This is a genomic window from Pyxidicoccus caerfyrddinensis, assembly GCF_010894405.1.
Classification (GTDB): domain Bacteria; phylum Myxococcota; class Myxococcia; order Myxococcales; family Myxococcaceae; genus Myxococcus; species Myxococcus caerfyrddinensis.
This window is the reverse complement of sequence record NZ_JAAIYA010000005.1, coordinates 288,848-304,665: the sequence shown is the minus strand read 5'-3', so window position 1 is coordinate 304,665 and position 15,818 is coordinate 288,848. Positions and strand designations below refer to the sequence as shown.

9 protein-coding genes are annotated in these 15,818 nt (G+C 70.6%); 3 read left to right on the top strand and 6 right to left on the bottom strand.

The features are described from left to right. Window positions 1-74 precede the first annotated feature (74 nt). From G4D86_RS14055 to G4D86_RS14045, 3 genes are all read left to right on the top strand, one after another. Entirely contained in the window at window positions 75-806 is a 732-nt protein-coding gene (locus tag G4D86_RS14055; RefSeq protein WP_163993675.1) for a hypothetical protein, read from the top strand. Between the two features lie 50 nt (window positions 807-856). Beyond that, the gene (locus G4D86_RS53790) at window positions 857-2,506 is read left to right on the top strand and encodes a serine/threonine-protein kinase (protein ID WP_163993673.1); all 1,650 of its coding nucleotides are present in this window, start codon (window positions 857-859) and stop codon (window positions 2,504-2,506) included. 115 nt (window positions 2,507-2,621) lie between these two features. Beyond that, window positions 2,622-4,433, top strand: a complete 1,812-nt coding sequence (locus tag G4D86_RS14045) for an NUDIX hydrolase (RefSeq protein WP_205519570.1) — start codon at window positions 2,622-2,624, stop codon at window positions 4,431-4,433. Here the strand turns inward: G4D86_RS14045 and G4D86_RS14040 are convergent. From G4D86_RS14040 to G4D86_RS14015, 6 genes are all read right to left on the bottom strand, one after another. Next, a complete protein-coding gene (locus G4D86_RS14040) occupies window positions 4,409-5,671 on the bottom strand; it encodes a hypothetical protein (RefSeq protein ID WP_163993669.1) in 1,263 nt (420 codons plus the stop codon). The two genes, G4D86_RS14045 and G4D86_RS14040, sit on opposite strands and share 25 nt — an antisense overlap. An 11-nt stretch (window positions 5,672-5,682) precedes the next feature. Then, window positions 5,683-8,787 carry a serine/threonine-protein kinase gene (locus G4D86_RS14035; protein WP_163993667.1) on the bottom strand — a complete coding sequence of 1,035 codons (3,105 nt, stop codon included), beginning with the start codon at window positions 8,785-8,787 and terminating at the stop codon, window positions 5,683-5,685. Window positions 8,788-9,322: 535 nt separating this feature from the next. After that, on the bottom strand, window positions 9,323-10,453 hold the full coding sequence (locus G4D86_RS14030; protein WP_163993665.1) for a trypsin-like peptidase domain-containing protein: 1,131 nt from the start codon (window positions 10,451-10,453) through the stop codon (window positions 9,323-9,325). A gap of 12 nt (window positions 10,454-10,465) precedes the next feature. Beyond that, window positions 10,466-13,471 (bottom strand): ATP-binding protein, encoded by a 3,006-nt coding sequence (locus G4D86_RS14025; RefSeq protein ID WP_163993663.1) that lies wholly within the window; start codon window positions 13,469-13,471, stop codon window positions 10,466-10,468. After that, window positions 13,461-14,498: a hypothetical protein gene (locus G4D86_RS14020; RefSeq protein WP_163993662.1), complete on the bottom strand. Its 1,038-nt coding sequence runs from the start codon at window positions 14,496-14,498 to the stop codon at window positions 13,461-13,463. The genes G4D86_RS14025 and G4D86_RS14020 overlap by 11 nt, the downstream gene beginning before the upstream one ends. A 15-nt stretch (window positions 14,499-14,513) precedes the next feature. Beyond that, a complete protein-coding gene (locus G4D86_RS14015; protein WP_163993660.1) occupies window positions 14,514-15,797 on the bottom strand; it encodes a hypothetical protein in 1,284 nt (427 codons plus the stop codon). Between the last annotated feature and the right edge of the window lie 21 nt (window positions 15,798-15,818).

Sequence of the window (15,818 nt, the reverse complement as noted above, 5' to 3'; positions counted from 1 at the left end):
CATCCCCCGGAAACTTCCAAACGGCTCACACCCATAATCCCTGTGGCACGAGGTGCGTGCCGCAGAGGTGTCCCGTGAAGATTGCCGGACCGCGTCAGAACCACGTCCCGTCGCCGAAGTCCTCCAAGACGTCGGAGCCCGGGGACCGCCAGGTGCGCATCGACGTGTCGGGCCTCGACCCGAACCAGCGGGACGGGATTGGCCGGTCGATGCGGACCGGGAGCTCGCACTCCGACAACACCCAGATGGTCTGCGAGAAGGTGAAGCCTGACGGCTTCGACCCGGCCGGGAAGCTGCGCGGGCGTCTCAACCCCGACGTGTTCAAGCCCGGGAGCGGCTCCGACGGCCCCAGGGGGCCGGTGTGTCACGCGATGCGCGGCCCCGGCTCCGGGGGCAGAGACCACGGCGACAACGTCCTGCTGGGCAACGACAGGCCCCCGGGCGGAATCGGCAATGGCGGGTTCAACCCCAAGCCGGGGGGCCCCTGGAACAAGCCGGGCATCTTCGAGCGTCCGGGAATCGTGCCGCCGGGGAAGTGGCATCCCATCAAGCCGGGCGGGAGCAGCGCCGACAACATCTTCAAGGGCCCCTTCCCGGGGCAGGGCACGCCGCTCAAGCCGCCCTCGTTGCCCATCCGCCGCCTGGTGGAGCTGCTGTCCCAGTGGCTCGACGCGGCCCGAGGCCCCGCCCTGGGCGGCAAGGACCCGGACGGAATCCACGGGCGCCCCGACCGGCCTCAGTCGCCCGGGCTGACGCACACCGACAACGTCCTCATCCGGGACGAGGCCTCTCGGCGGCGCGAGTAGGCAGACCGGGGGAGACCCGTGGCGGGCTCCGGGGATAGCCTCCGCGACGAATGGGGAGCATCGAGCGCTTCGGACCGTACCGAATCCTCCGCGAGCTGGGCGCGGGAGGCATGGGACGCGTGTCGCTCGCGGAGCGCGAGGACCTGGAAGGCCCCGTCGTCGTCAAGCGCATCAACGCCGAGCTGGCGGCGGACGCGCGCTTCCGCCGGCGCCTGCTGCGCGAGGCGGAGGTGGCCGCGGACCTGCAGCACCCCAACGTCGTCCGGGTGCTCGACACGGGCGTCATCGACGACCAGGTCTATCTGGCCATGGAGTACGTGCCGGGCTCCAGCCTCGCCGGAGTCCTGGCCGCCAGCCGCCCCGAGCCGCTGCCGCTCGCGCCCGTGTTGCACGCGGTGGCGCAAGCGTGTGACGGGCTCGCGTACGTGCACGCGTTCTCCGAGCCGCGCACGGGGAAGTGGATGGAGCTGGTCCACCGCGACGTGTCGCTGGACAACCTGCTGGTGTCGTACTCGGGCGAGGTGAAGCTCGCGGACTTCGGCATCGTGAAGACGGCGGACGGCACGCAGACCACGTCCGGCGTCATCATGGGCAAGCTGGGGTACATGTCGCCGGAGCAGCTCCGCGACGAGACGCTGGATGCGCGCAGTGACGTGTACTCGCTGGGGGTGTGCCTCTTCGAATTGGTGGCCGGCAAGCGCCCGCTGCCCACGCACCGGGCGCGCTCGGTGATGGAGGCAGTGCTGTACGACGCGCCTCCGCCGCTGGAGCAGTTCCGGCAGGACGCGCCTGCCCCGTTGGTGACGCTGGTGGCGCGGATGCTCGCCAAGGAGCGAAAGGCGCGGCCCAGCTCCTGCGCGGAGGTGGCGAAGGAGCTGCGCGCGGTGCTCGCGGGGCGGCAGGAGTCGCCGCTGTTCTCCTCGCGGCTGTTGGATGCACCGCCCCGGAACCGGGCACGGCTCGCACCGGCCGAGCAGGCGACCGAGGTGGAGTTGGAGGACCTGTCCGCCACGAAGCCTCAGCGCCTGCTGGGGCCGAAGGCGGAGAGCGCCGTGCCCCGCGGTCCCACGCCCGCGCCTGGAGCAGCAGCACGCAGGCCGACGCCAATGCCCGAAGCGGCTCCGCGCAAGCCGATGCCCGCGCCTGGAGCAGAAGCACGCAAGCCAACGCCGACGCCCGAAGGCGCTCCACGCAAGCCGACGCCCGCGCCCGAAGCGGAAGCACGCAGGCCGACGTCCGCGCCCGAAGCGGAAGCACGCAGGCCGATTGCCGCGCCCGAAGCGGAAGCACGCAGGCCGACGCCGCTGCCCGAAGCCGCTCCGCGCAAGCCGACGCCCGCCTCCGCCCCGGTGGCCCGCTCGCCTCGCCGGCCGACACCTCCGCCCGAACACTCGCCGTCCTCACCGCCCACGCGCCCGCCAACGCCTGAGGACGCCGTGTTCTCCGTCCCCACGCGCGCACCCTCCGCCCCCACCGAGGCCGAGCACTCCATCTTCTCCGTCCCCACGCGCGCACCCTCCGCCTCGCTTCACTCGCGGCCCACGCGCCTGTCGGCGTCGATGCCCGAGGTCCCCGAGGACGAAGCGCAGCAGTCCACGCGTCTGCTGACCCCACCACCCCGCCAGCAGCCCATGCTGCGGTGGGTGGCCCTGGGCGGCCTCGTGCTGCTTGTGGCCGCCGCGTGCTGGTGGTGGGCATGAGGGACGACGCGGGAAGGAAGGCCCCGCCATCCCCCACCGGACGGTGGACTCGCTGAAAGGAATCGGGGCCGATGCCGTGGGGAATACCCGAGGGCCCGTGGCAGTCTTGCGCGCCATGCGACTTCCCCACGCAGTAACGCTGGCCCTCACGGCCCTCACGGCCCTCGCGGCCCCCGCCGCGCAGCCCGCCTCCCCCACCCTGCCCCCGGGTTACTGGCCCGAGGAGAAGGTGGCGGAGATTCTCGCCAAGACGGAGGAGGTCCGGCTCGCTCCCGACCTCTCGCGTCTCACCCCTGACGAACAGGCAGCGGTGAAGGACCTGCTCGAGGTCGGTCAGCTGCTGCAGGGCATCTACGAGGCCTCGCGCCATCACCAGGCGCTCGCGTCGTTTGCGCGCCTCCAGTCCCTGGACAAGAAGCTGGGCAGCCCGAAGCGCACGCAGGACCTGCTCACGCTCTACCGCCTGTACCAGGGCCCCATCGCCAGCACGCTGACCAACGCGCGCGAGCCCTTCCTGCCCGTGGACCCACAGGTGCCCGCGCGCAACGTCTACCCGCCGGACGCCACGCGCGCGGAGGTGGACGCTTTCCTCGCCGCGCACCCCGAACAGCGCGACACACTGATGGACGAGCTCACCGTGGTGCGCCGGGCCACCGCGGACAACCTGCGCCAGGACCTGAAGGTGCTCCAGACGTACCCCATGCTGGACACGCTGCAGCCCGGGCTGCGTGAGAGCCTCCAAGCCCGCGCGAAGCGGCCGGACGCGAAGAGCCTGTACGCGGTGCCGTACTCGGTGGCCTACGGGCCTGATTTGGTGAAGGTCTACGGGCTGCTCATGCGAGCGGCGGGGCGGCTGGACGCGAGCGACGCGGAGCTGGCGCGCTACCTGCGAAACCGCGCGCGCGACTTCCTCAGCAATGACTACGAGAGCGGCGACGCGGCGTGGGTGACGGGGCGCTTCAAGCACCTCAACGTGCAGCTCGGCCCGTACGAGACGTACGACGACGCGCTCTACGGCGTCAAGGCCTTCCACAGCGTGTCCGTGCTGCTGCTGAACGAGCAGGCGACGACGGAGCTGCGCAAGCGGATGAATGGCCTGCAAGGCGTGGAGGATGCGCTGCCGTACCCCGCGAAGAAGCGCATCCGCGAGGACATCCCGGTGGGCGTGTACGAGGTGGTGGCGGACTTCGGCCAGGCGCGCGGCACCAACACCGCGACGATTCTGCCCAATGACCCGCTGTACTCGCGCCGCTACGGCCGCACCATCCTGCTGCGTGAGAACATCATGAAGAACCCGGACCTCTTCGCCGCGGACGAGCGCATCTGGCGCACCGCGACGGCGGACGCGCACGCGAAGGACCTCACCTCCGAGGGAAACTTCCAGCGCACGCTCTGGCACGAGGTGGGGCACTACCTGGGCCCGGACCGCGACGCGAAGGGCCGCACGCTCGACGTGGCGCTGGAGGACTACGCGGACGCCATGGAGGAGATGAAGGCGGACCTGGTCAGCCTCTTCGCGCTGCACTCCTTCCAGAAGAGCGGCGCGCTGGACGCCGCCAGCCTGCGCGCCGTGCAGGCCTCCGGCATCCGCCGCACGCTGCAGAACGTGCGCCCGCGCGAGGACCAGCCCTACCAGCGCATGCAGCTGGTGCAGTTCAACTGGTTCCTGGAGCACGGCCTGATTCGCGCGGACCCGAAGACGGCGCGCCTCACCATCCAGTACGACAAGTACCTGGACACCGTCGGCTCGCTGCTGAAGGAGGTCATCACGCTCCAGCACACGGGCGACAAGGCGGCCACGGCGAAGTTCTTCGAGCGCTGGAGCACCTGGACGCCCGAGCTGCACGATGTGCTCGCCGCCCGCATCCGCGAGGCCCAGGGTGCGCGCTTCCGCGTGGTGCGCTACGGAGCGCTCGACGAGAAGTGACGGAGGAAACGCTGGAGCTCCGCCGACTGGAACCGCGCCTCCGGACGTGAGGCCAGTTGGCGGAGCAGCGCGTGGACCTGGTCGATGAAGGGCCGGTATGGGTCGGACTCCACGCCAGCAAGCGACCAGCGGCGGAAACCGTATCGCCCGCCGCGCAGGTAGAGCTCATCCGCGTATTCACAGTTGATGTCGCGCAGGAAGAACCACACGTCTCCGCTGTGCGGGGCCAGCGTGCGCAGGGTCCCGAGCACGTCCTTGTCGTAGCGGCCGGCGACGCGGTCCCCGTACTGGGACACCTCGATGCGGAAGGGAGGCTCGTGCTTCCGCGCATCGAAGAGGCGGACGCGGCCGACCGGGTCATGCAGGATGAAGAGCGGGTCGCTGTCGAACTCGTACGGCTCGGGGCAGTACGCGCCCAGCGGGAGGGCGACGCCGCTGTCACCCGGCTCGGGTGAGACCTCCATGATGTTCCAGAGCTGCATGCGCTCGGACAGCTCCGCTGGCAGCACCGGCAGCGTGGGGCGCGGTGGGGCCACGAAGGGCTGGAAGAGCGGGTCCAGGGTGAGGACGTTCCACAGCTCCGGCCACTCGCGGGTGGAGATTCCCAGCGCGTCCTCCACGGTGTCTCGCACCGGGCTTCCACTCCGGACCGCGAGCACCGCCGTCCACAGCGCCACCGGTGGCTCATAGGGAAGGTAGCGCGGGCCCACGTCGACGTCCGGCACCGGCGCCTGCTTGCGGTCCTCCTCGAAGAGCCAGTTGGACTCCGCCCACCGCGTGGCACGGGCCGCGTCCAGCGGTGCCGGCCGGACGTCGAACCTCGCCGCGAGCAGCCAGTCGAAGGCGTCCGACGGTGGCAGCACCACCGGCTCCCAGCCTCGCAGCTTCGACAGCCAGGACGTCTCGAAGGCGAGCAGCGGGTCCTCGCTCCGGTTCCAGGCGTCGACGAGGACGCGGCGGGCCTCGAGGTCTCGTCCGAGGTGGCAGAGACACACGGCGCGTCGTACCGCCAGCTCCCGCGCGGAGAGCCCGGGGCCCGCGCCTTCGATGAGGGCGAGCACACGCGCGTACCGGCGGAACGAGAACAGCACATCGAGCAGCTCGAAGTCTTTCTCGTCCCGCAGCGCCGACAGCGCCACGACGTCCTTCGCCCAGGAGCGATAGATGGACAGGGACAACGGCCAGAGCACGCGCCGACGCGACTTGCGGAGCCAGGCGCGATTGTCGAAGAGGTCCATCCCGCCGAAGCCTACCGCTTCGAGACTTCGTGCGACGCCACCCAGCGGCGGGCCTCGTCCAAATCCCTCCGGGCGTACTGGCCGAGCTGCGTGTAGCCCTCCACGGCCTGCTGGGCCAGCGTCATGGCGCGGGGACGCTCCGCCGGCTTCACCTTCCACAGCGCCTGCGCGAGCGCGAAGCGCAGCCACGAGGACTCCGCGTCGCTCCACCCCAGCGGGGCCAGCACGCGCGCGGCCTCCTCCAGTTCCTTCAGCGCACGGTCGGGCTTGTTCAGCGCCAGCAGCGTCAGGCCCAGGCCCGTGCGCGGGTGGACGGTGGCGGCGTGCTCCGCGCCCAGCGTGCGCACCTTGCGCGCGAGCGCGGCGGTCAGCATCGGCAGTGCCTCGCGGGGACGCTTGCGGTGAAGGAGCAGCAGGCGCCCCACGTCCTCCTCCATCGTGTGCAGCGCCAGGTCCTCCGGCGAGAGCACCTTGCGCTGGAGGGCCAGCCCTTCCTGGTAGTGCGCCAGCGCCGCGTCCTCGCGCTCCAGACGCTCCTCCGCGTCGGCGAGCGCACGCAGTGCCTCGATGGACTCCAGGCTCTCAGGGCCGAAGACGCGGCGCATTCCCTCCAGCGCCTGGCCATGGAGCGCCAGGGCCTTGTCCGGCTCACCCGTCAGCTCGTGGATGGTGGCGAGGTCATTGAGCATCAGCAGCGTCTGCCGGTTGTCCGGGCCGAGCGTGTCCCGCCGCAGCGCGTACGAGCGCTCCATCCACTGGAGGGCCTCTTTGTAGCGGCCCTGCTCCTTCGCGACGATGCCCAGGTTGGCGAGCGTGGAGGCCAGCAGCGGGTGCTGCGGGCCCAGCCGCTCCTCGGTGATGGCGAGCGCGCGCTGGTAGAGCGGCATCGCCTCGTCGTAGCGGGCCTGCCGCACGCGGGCCATGCCCAGGTTGTTGAGCACCTTGGCGGTGTCCACGTGGGTGGGGCCGAGCACGCGCTCGCGCAGCGCCAGCGCGCGCGTGTAGTGCGTCACCGCCAGCTCATAGTTGTCCTCGCGGAAGGCGAGGATGCCCTCGTGGCTGGCCAGCTTGCCCTCCAGCTCGGGCGAGCCGCCCATGCGCTCCAGCAGCGAGTGGGCCAGACGGGCCCACAGGTGTGCCTCGGAGAACCAATCGCGCTCGCTGCTGAGGCCACCCACCAGGTCCGTGGCCACCTGCACGGCGACCTCGTCGTGGCGGCCGGCGGTGGCGGCGGCCATGGCGTCCGTCCACGCGGTCATGGAGTCGTCGGTGTGGCTCAGCCGTTGGTGCGCCCAGCCGAGGACGTGGAGGGCCTCGGCCTCCAGCGGGCGGTAGCCAAGCGCACGCGCCGAGTCCGAGGCGGCCTTCGCGGCCGGGAGCGCCGGCTGGTAGCGCCCCGAGTCCAGCAGCGCCTGCGCCTTCGCGAGGTCGCCGCGCACAGCGTCCACCTTCGCGCGCAGGGCCGGGTCCTCCGCGAGCGGCACCGGGGCAGCGAGTGCCTCCACGTTGGCGCAGCCGGACACGCTCCGCAGCGCGTCCACCGCCTCCGTGCTGCGCTTCACCAGGTCCGCGTCCGCGCGCGTGAGCTCCGCGGTGAGTGCGTCCACGGCGCGCAGGCGGCGGTCCAGGCACGCCATGCGCAGCGCGAGGTGCGCCTCGGGCTGCGCGCCGCTGACGCGCGTGGCCTCGCACGCCTGCTGGTGCATGGTGCTCCACTGCGTGCCGTACGCATCCAGCGCCTTCGCCACCTGCGTGAAGGCCCCGTCCGCTCCCGGTGCGCCGCTGCCGGTAAAGGCCTTCTCCACGGCGGCCCGCTGCGAGGCGCTCCACACGTGGGCGAACAACTCGGGTGCGCCGACGCACGGCTGCGCCTGTGGCTTCGACACCGTCACCGCGACGCCCGCGGCCAGCGCCACGCCGCCGAGCACCGCCGCCGCGCCGCCCAGCCACTTGCGACGCGCGGCGGATGGGTCCTTGGACAGTGCATCCAGCAGCGCGTCCATGGAGGGGAAGCGCGCCTCGGGCGACACGGAGAGGCCGCGCACCAGGAGGCGGTGCACCCAGCCGGGCACGTTGGGGTGCGCGGGAGGTGCGAGGTCGGGACGCTCGGCGACGATGGCGCCCTCCTTCGCGCGCGCGGTGTCGAGCAGCGTGACGGCCATGCGACGCAGCGTGCCCTCCTCGAAGGGGCGCTTTCCGGCGAGCGCCTCGTACACGGAGACGCAGTAGCTGAACTGGTCCGAGCGCGCGTCCGCGGGCCGACCCGCGTACTGCTCCGGGGCCATGTACGCGGGCGTGCCCACCATGGCACCCGTGGCGGTGAGGGGCGCGTCCTCGCCGGGCGGCAGCGCGTGCGGCACGGGGACGGTGGGCTCCTCGGAGGCGTCGCTCTCGCGGGCGATGCCGAAGTCCGTCACCCAGACGCCGCCCTCGGTCCCGAGGAGGACGTTGTCCGGCTTGAAGTCGCGGTGCACGAGCCCGGCCGCATGCGCGGCGGCGAGCCCGCGGCCCATGGACAGACAGATGGGCAGCACCTGCCGGAAGGGGCGCGGGCCCTTCTTCAGCCACTGGCGCAGGTTGCCGCCGTCCACCTTCGCCATGGCGAGGAAGACGCGTCCGTCATGCGTGCCCACGTCGTGCACGGTGAGCACGTTGGGATGGGAGAGGCGGGCCATGGACTGCGCCTCGCGCATCAGCCGCAGCGCGCGCGTGTCGCGAGACTCGCCGGGGAGCTGGCGCTCGTGGAGCACCTTGATGGCCACGGTGCGGCGGAGCTCGGGGTCGAACGCCTCGAAAACCTCGCCCATGCCGCCACGGCCCAGGCGCGACAGGAGCACGTAGCGGCCCACGCGCGTGTGGTGCAGCGGCGTGCCTCCCTCCGTGTGCGAGCCATCATCGCGGCCGCCCGTGCCGTAACCCGCCGCCGGGGAATGACTGTCCTCCGAGCGGTCCGCGCCGGACTGTCTGCCCGTGCCCTGGCCCACGGCTGGGGGATGACCGTCGTCCGAGCGGCCCGCGCCGGCCTGTCCGCCTGTGTCGGGGTGGCCGGTGCCGTAGCCACCCGCGTCCGCGTGGCCCTGCTCCGTTTCCTGGGTATCCCGTGAGTTCGAGGTCATCGGGGTCATCCTATCCCGAGGTCCCCGAGGGCCAGGAACGTGGGCCCCGGCGGCGACGTTGGCGGTGGACGGTCGGTCCAGCTGAGGGACGCGAGCGCTGCGTCACGCGAACTCCACGCCCCCGGCGGAGCGCTCACGAGGCAGGCCCGACGGGAACTCATTCAAAACGCGGAAAGACGCTGCCTCCTTCGAGCGGATGCCAGGTGGAATGAACGTTCCTTCCGCTACCGCCCGCCTCGGACCGGGCCGCCCCACCCGCGTTCTGACCCAGGCCAAGACGGGCGGATGCCGGATGGAATGAACGTTCCTTCCGCCCCCATCGGCCCCGGCCGAGGGGACGCCACCCGCGCCTGACACAGGCTGGGATGAGCGGCTCACTGGCGGAATGAACGTTCCTTCCGCTACCGCCCGCCTCGGCCGAGGCCGCCCCATCCACGTCCTGCCTCAGTCGGGGACGCGCGGCTCACTGGCGGAATGAACGTTCCTTCCGCCACCGCCGGCCCCGGCCCGAGCGGGCCCCAATCCGCTTCCCGCGTCAGGCCGAGAGGCCCTGCACCTGGCGAATCTCCTCCCAGAGCGCGGCGTAGCTCGGGTTCGCCCGGAGGTGCGCGAGGATGGCGCCAATGGGCGTGCCCACGTTGACCCAGGCCGTCTTGCGCCCCTGGTACTCCACGTCATCCACGTCCACCGAGGCACGGTGGAGGGCGACGACGCGCCACGCGTCATCGAACACCGGTGAGCCCGAGGAGCCCTGCTCGGTATCGGTGAAGTAGCGCAGCTCGGTGGTGCCAACGTGGGTGACGAGGTTGTTGCGGCAGGCAATCATCTTCGGCCGGCCACGCGGGTGCTGGATGATGTTGACGGGGGCGTGCTTCGCCACGGGCTCCGTGTTCAGCGGGAGGAATCGCCGGGCCGCCTGCGGCGCCGCGAGCCGCAGCAGCGCGAAGTCCAGCGCCTTGTCCACGGCCTCCAGCTTCGTCACCTTCGCCTCGTCCACGGGCGCGCTGGTGTGGTCGTAGTCGAACTCGAGCACCGTCCCGCCGGCCTGGAGGTCCAGGTCCGAGCGCGACGCATCCGCCTCTCCCAGCACCCGCGCGTTGACGACGTGGTGGTTGGTGAGCGCGAGGTCGGACGTCACCAGCCACGCGGTGCCCATGAACAGATACGGGTCGCCGTTGGTCAGCGCGCGCTTCGTCCCCGAGTCGAAGCGGGGCACGAGGGCCCGGGCGACGCAGCGGCCCGCGTTCTGTCCTCCGAGGAGGAAGCCGAAGGGCAGCATGTCGTTCTCATGGACGATGCGCTCCTTCCGCTCGGGAAGCTGCTCGCGTGCGATGACGGGGCCGGCGGGGACGTGGCTGGTGATGGCCGCGAGGGTGTTGGTGAAGGTCTTCGCCGAGGGCATCGGGCCGGCGAAGGTCGCGGCGTTGCGCAGCCATGAGACCATGGGCACGCTGCCGTCCGTCAGCTCCGGCGTGGTGTTGAGCCGGTCCAGCGTGAGCTTGAGCTGGGCGATGGGGTGCGGCACGTAGGGAATCGTCCCGACGAAGTACGGATTCATCCCGCTCAGGAGCGCCTGGAGTGACGCCGGGTTCGCCAGGTTGGCCTTGATGGCCTCCTGCATCAGCGCGTCGAGCTGCTCATCGGTGAGGAGCTTGATGGTCGTCATGTCAGGTCCTCCTCAGGACATCAGCTCCAGCAGGAAACCCAGCGGGCCGAAGCTCATGCCCTGGGGTGGCTTGAGGGTGGGAGGTGCTCCCCACTGGAATGCATCCCAGTACGGATGTGCCATCACGTCCTGAGACAGCAGTCGCGCCAGCGGCTCCGCGATGGCAGCGCCGCGCTCCGCCGGTGAAGAAGTAGCCAGGACGCGGGGCGCCCTCGGCGAGGCAGCCACCACCGGTACCGGTTCAGGGACATCCCAGAAGTCACGCACCATGCTCATGGTGCGTCGCCAGGTCTCGAGCTCAGCCATCAGCGGACGTAGTGCATTGAGCGACTCACCAGGCTGCATCAGCACGACCTCGCGCAGCAGGTCCAGCGCGCGCAGGTAGAGCCGAGGCGCCTTGTGCAGGTCATCCGAAGGCAGCCGCAACAGCAGGCTCGCCAGCGTCTTCGCCACACTCAGATGGGGCGGAGCGCCGTGGGCACGCACCCGCCAGAGCTGCACGCCGGCCATCAGGGGCAGGACGCGCGCTGACTCGCAGACCCGCTCCGCCGCGAACCGATCCGCGTCATCCAGGATTCGTTGCGCTTCGGCCAGTTCCCCGCGTGCCGAGACCAGCAGTGCCTTCAGCAGCAACAGCTTCAACACGACCACGGAATCCCCGCCCCAGCCCACACTGTCGAGCCCCTCCTCGACGAACCGCTCCGCCTCGTCTCTCCGTTCAAGCAGGATGAGCACGCGCGCCTCGATGGCATAGAGCACGCTGCCCGGAGTCCGCTCCCGCCGCTCTCGCAGGACCTCGAGCGCCCACTGTGGCTCACCCTTGAGCAACAGGTCCCTGAGCCGGCGGACCACAAACCTCTCCCAGTCCACGAGCTGGGCCTGCTCCCAGACCTTCTTCGGCAGGTCCACGCCCAGGAAGGAGCATGCGTAGGCCTGCACCTCGGCGGGCAGCTCCTCCAGCGAGGAGCGCAGATACGGCTCCACGCCCGGCATCCACCGGGGGTCTATCTCCTCCCGGGACTGGCCACTCGCCATGCGGTGGTACAGCTCCTCGGCGCGGCTCACGACGTCGGACTGTTGCGCGTAGTAGCGGACCGCCGCCTCATGGATGGCGGCGACCTTCGCGGGCTGGTCCACGCGCAGCGGCTCCAGCATCACCCGCCGCACGTCCGGCCGGTGATACAGCGCGCCGTCGGGCCCCAGGGAGACGAGCGATACCTCCCGCTGGAGCTGCTCGAACAGCGCCTGGGCCTGTTCGAACGCAAGCTCGCCGAGCCCGCATGGCTCGGCGAGCACCTCCTGGATGACCTCGGGCGTGAGGCGGCGGACGATGAGCCCCGGGTGCGCGAGCTTGCGCACGGTGGGGTCATGCACGTGCTCCAGCACGCGCCGGTAGAGCTGCCCCTGGACCACGGCCTCGCGCGCGGCGAAGAAGAGGAACCGGCGCGTCTTCAGGTTGCGCAGCCCCTCCGCCTCGGCGCCCTCCCTGCGCGCCACCTCCGCCGCCAGCTTCAGGCTGAGCGGGTTGCCTCCCACCTGGGCGTAGAGCCCACGGCGCAGGTCCTCACCTCCCACGCCGCTCGCCGCGAGCAGCGACAGAGCGGAGGCCTCATCCAGCTCCTTGAGGACCAGCTCCGTGGCCTTCAGCCGGGGCTCCGGCGCACGGCCAGACAGGACGACCCGCAGTTGGGGATAGGTGGCACGAAGAGCCCCGAGCAGGAGCTCCAGGTCCCGCACCAGGTCCCCGCTCCGGTACTGGACCTCCTCGAAGGTGTCGAGCAGCAGGAGGAAGGGCCCGCCCTGCTCCGCCCAGCGGTTCAGCACCTGCGTCATCAGCAGCGTCCCGAACTCCTCCGCCAGGGGCATCCAGAGTTCACGGGCACTCCCCGGGAAGAAGCGTGCATGGCCGGGCCGACGGCCGCCCGCCCTGCGCCGACGCTCCTCCCCCAGCGCATGGCGGCACCGGGCTTCGAAGGCCGCGAGCGGCTCTTGCGAGTCCGGGTACTGCAACGCGAGCTGGCGGCTCGCCTCCAGCAGCAGCGTCGCGGGCTTGTCGAGGCTGACCTGGGGGGTGTCGAAGTCGAGATAGGCGAAGGGGACCGCGCCGCTGTGCTCCAGCATGAACCGGGCGAGCAGCGCCGACTTGCCCATGCCTCCGGGCCCATGGATGAGCAGGGAGGTTCCATCTCCCATGTTCAGGACCCGGCGTGCGTAGGTCGACAACGTCTGCGTCACGGAGGTGTCGAGCACGCCCACGTGGACGCGCAGCTTCTCCAGTTCGTCCTTGCGGCCCCGGAAGGTGGGTCCCGCCAGCTTCCGGAAGGGCGCCAGCAGGCGCGCCCGAGCCAGTTGCTGAGACAGCTCCTTCTCCTTCCTGGCCGCGCGCTTGGGACCCTCGACGACAGCACCGAACCACCGGACCACTTGGAGCGCACGGTTCAGGTAGTCCACTTCCCCGGCGGGGTACGGAGTGTGTGGATGGCTCGCGTGTTCGTCCCCTGTCTCGAAGACGTCCCCGCCCTCCTCGCCAATGGAGTCCTCCTGCCCTGGATGGGCAAGCATGTCCGACGGCATTCCTGGCAGCTCCTCCTCCTCCAGGTAGAAGGTGATGATTCGCTGGAGTGGGTCCGTTTCCCCCTCGTGAGGGCTGCGCCACAGTGCGTTTCTCAAGGCCTCGAGCGTTCCCAGCCGCTCGATGGCCTCTCGCCGCACGGGCTCCTTCAACATCCAGAGATGCGGGCCACCCCTTCCCCCGACGACCTCGCAGTCGTCCATCAACCACCGAAGCGCGCCGCCCTTTTCCGGCTCGCCTCTCAACGACGTGAGCGCGCCGCCCCAACTCTGCTCGCGTCCCATGGGCCGCAGGGTCGCCGGGTCGAAGCTGGCGAGCACGCACGCCGTCTTCCGGTAGCGCCACCGCGCTGGAGCAACCTCCTCCTCGTCCTCTTCCTGGAGCGCCTGGAGCATCGCGCGCCGACGCTCCACTTCTTGTTGCGGCAGCAGGGGCCTAGAGCTCACGCGTCACCTCCAGGACCGCCTTCGCCACGGCGGACTGCCACTGCTCGTCGGCGGGCGTCACCGTGAGCTTCGAGAAGACCTTCGCCACGGCCTTGTCGACATTCTCCGGTGAGGGGTCCGGGTGGACGCGAAGGAAGAACTTCTCCACGTCCGGTTTCTGGATGGGGTCCAGCGTCTCCTCGTCGAAGCCGTAGGGCAGGTCCGCGAGCAACTCCTGGTCGTAGTCGATGAGCACGAGGCGCCCGTCGACGTGGTGGAGGTTCGACGTCAGGGCGTCCGCCAGGAAGTAGATGAATGCGTGCGTCTCCCGGGGCGTGTTCCGGAGCCCATCCAGGAAGAGGCAGAAGGCCGTGGAGCGGCGGCCCAGCTCGTTGATGACCCAGGTGGCCAGCTCATGTGCCCTGCGGTTGTCCGAGCTGTGCTGCGCGGGCATCTGGGCCATGTTGCCGTCCACCACGGACACGATGCCGCGAGCCACCTCGTCCGGCGTGTAGCTCTCCGGCTGTCCTCCCACGGCGGAGAACCACACCGGCGCGAAGCCCGAGCACGCGCCCTTGAGGTGGGTGACGTACAGCTTGGAGTACGACTTGCCGGACTTCGGGCGTCCGTTGACCACGAGCAGCCGCCGCGTGGGGTTGCGCGCGACGAAGTCCTGGAGCACCTGCCGGAAGTTCCACCGGTTGATGAAGGGCTTGCGCATGAGCAGGCACTGCCCATAGGGGTCCGCCTGGGTGATGTCGGCCTTCTTCTTCCGCAGGTCCGTCAGGACGGCCGCCACCTCCGGGTAGAGGCGCAGCTCCGGCCGGTCCAGCAGCTTGAGCAGCAGCGGGTCCGGCCCGCTCAGGCCGTCCTTCTCACAGAACCGGAGCAACTCCTCGATCTGCTCCTTGTTCGTGGGCATGACGGTGAGCCTGTCCCGCACGTCATTGCCCATCCAGGCGCCAATGAGTACGAGCGCCTGGCCACCGGTCTGGCTCTGGATGCGTCGGAAGACGACATCCCGCTGCGTGGGGTCCAGAAGCAACATGCCGTCCGTTCCTCCCTACCTGCCGTCCGCCGCCACCTTCGCGGGCCCCGGCACCAGCTTCTCGAAGAGGGGCTCCAGCTTGCCGTCCTTGTTGTTGCCCAGAACGGTGAGCACCACCGGCTCCTTGCTCACGTCCACCGTGGCCAGCTCCAGCTTCAGCGACACCGCGCCGTCCTGCGCCGCCACGCCGCGCGTCCAGCCCAGCACCTGGTCGCCCTGGCGCACCTGCAACTCCACGGGCTCGTGCGGCTTCAGCGCCGAGCCGAGCGCCTCCAGCGTCAGCTTCCCCTTCTGCGTAAAGGAGAACGTCGTGCTCAGCGAGGGCTCCGGACGCGCGACGGGCACGGGCACGGCGAGCCCGGTCAGCACATGGACGCCGGCATCCTTCTCCGCGGTGCCCTGCCCCCGCGTATAGGTCGCCAGCTCCCACGGCCCGTCCTTCGCCTCCAGCTTCGCCACCTCCAGCGTCAGCTCGCCGGTGCCGTCCGCCTTCACCGCCTGCGAGCCCTCCAGCAACACCGCCTGCGGCGAGCCCTGCCTGTGAAGCCTCGCGCCGAAGACGTCACCCGGCTTCATCGCGGTGGCCCTCAGCACGGCGCTCAGCTTCCCGCTGGCATCCCGCGTGTAGCTCGTCGTTACCTGCGCGTCCGGCGTGCTGGAGAACAGTGCCCCCAGCGCCGGGGCCGCACCGGCGAACGCCAGCGCCGCCGCGAAGCAGGCCGAGGCAACCTTGAGCTGCCCGCTGCGTTCCGTCGCCCGCTCCTCGAGCGCCTTGAGCATGCTGCTCGGGCTGTCCGGATTGAAGGTCTTCAGGGCCGGCGTCTTCATGCGCGCGGCGAACGCCATGCTGAGGCCCAGGAGCGCCAGCGCGACGGTGAAGAAGACCTGCGAGCCCGCCTTCACCGTGTCGTGCACGGTGTACGCGTAGAAGCCCACCAGCGTGGTGAAGAAGGCAGTCCCGCCGAAGAGCCACGTGCCGAACGCCTCCAGGCGCTCAGCGGACTTCTGGGGCTCGAACAGGGCCCGCAGCTTGTCGAGCGCCACGGCCTCGGTGTCGAGGATGGGCCGGCCCTTCACCTCCGCTTCCGTCCGCCGGAGGTCGAACATCTGCCGCGTCTTGCAGTGCGGGCAGATGAGCTCGACATCGGAGTAGCGCGGCTTCGCGGGAGCCGGGGTACGCGCCTCCGGGTCGAAGACCTCGAGAACGGAGACAGCCGTCTTGCCTGCCGCCACGGTGACCAGCTCGGTCAGGTCCGGGTTTGGACAGGTGCTCGTTGCACACAGCCACTTCGTCGTCATGCCAGGCCCCCCGGGTCGACG

Bases quoted from the DNA above. Each gene is read 5' to 3' on its own strand.
- G4D86_RS14040 (WP_163993669.1), bottom strand. From the start codon at position 5,671: ATGGACCTCTTCGACAATCGCGCCTGGCTCCGCAAGTCGCGTCGGCGC.
- G4D86_RS14045 (WP_205519570.1), top strand. From the start codon at position 2,622: ATGCGACTTCCCCACGCAGTAACGCTGGCCCTCACGGCCCTCACGGCC.
- G4D86_RS14020 (WP_163993662.1), bottom strand. From the start codon at position 14,498: ATGTTGCTTCTGGACCCCACGCAGCGGGATGTCGTCTTCCGACGCATC.
- G4D86_RS53790 (WP_163993673.1), top strand. From the start codon at position 857: ATGGGGAGCATCGAGCGCTTCGGACCGTACCGAATCCTCCGCGAGCTG.
- G4D86_RS14015 (WP_163993660.1), bottom strand. From the start codon at position 15,797: ATGACGACGAAGTGGCTGTGTGCAACGAGCACCTGTCCAAACCCGGAC.
- G4D86_RS14035 (WP_163993667.1), bottom strand. From the start codon at position 8,787: ATGACCTCGAACTCACGGGATACCCAGGAAACGGAGCAGGGCCACGCG.
- G4D86_RS14030 (WP_163993665.1), bottom strand. From the start codon at position 10,453: ATGACGACCATCAAGCTCCTCACCGATGAGCAGCTCGACGCGCTGATG.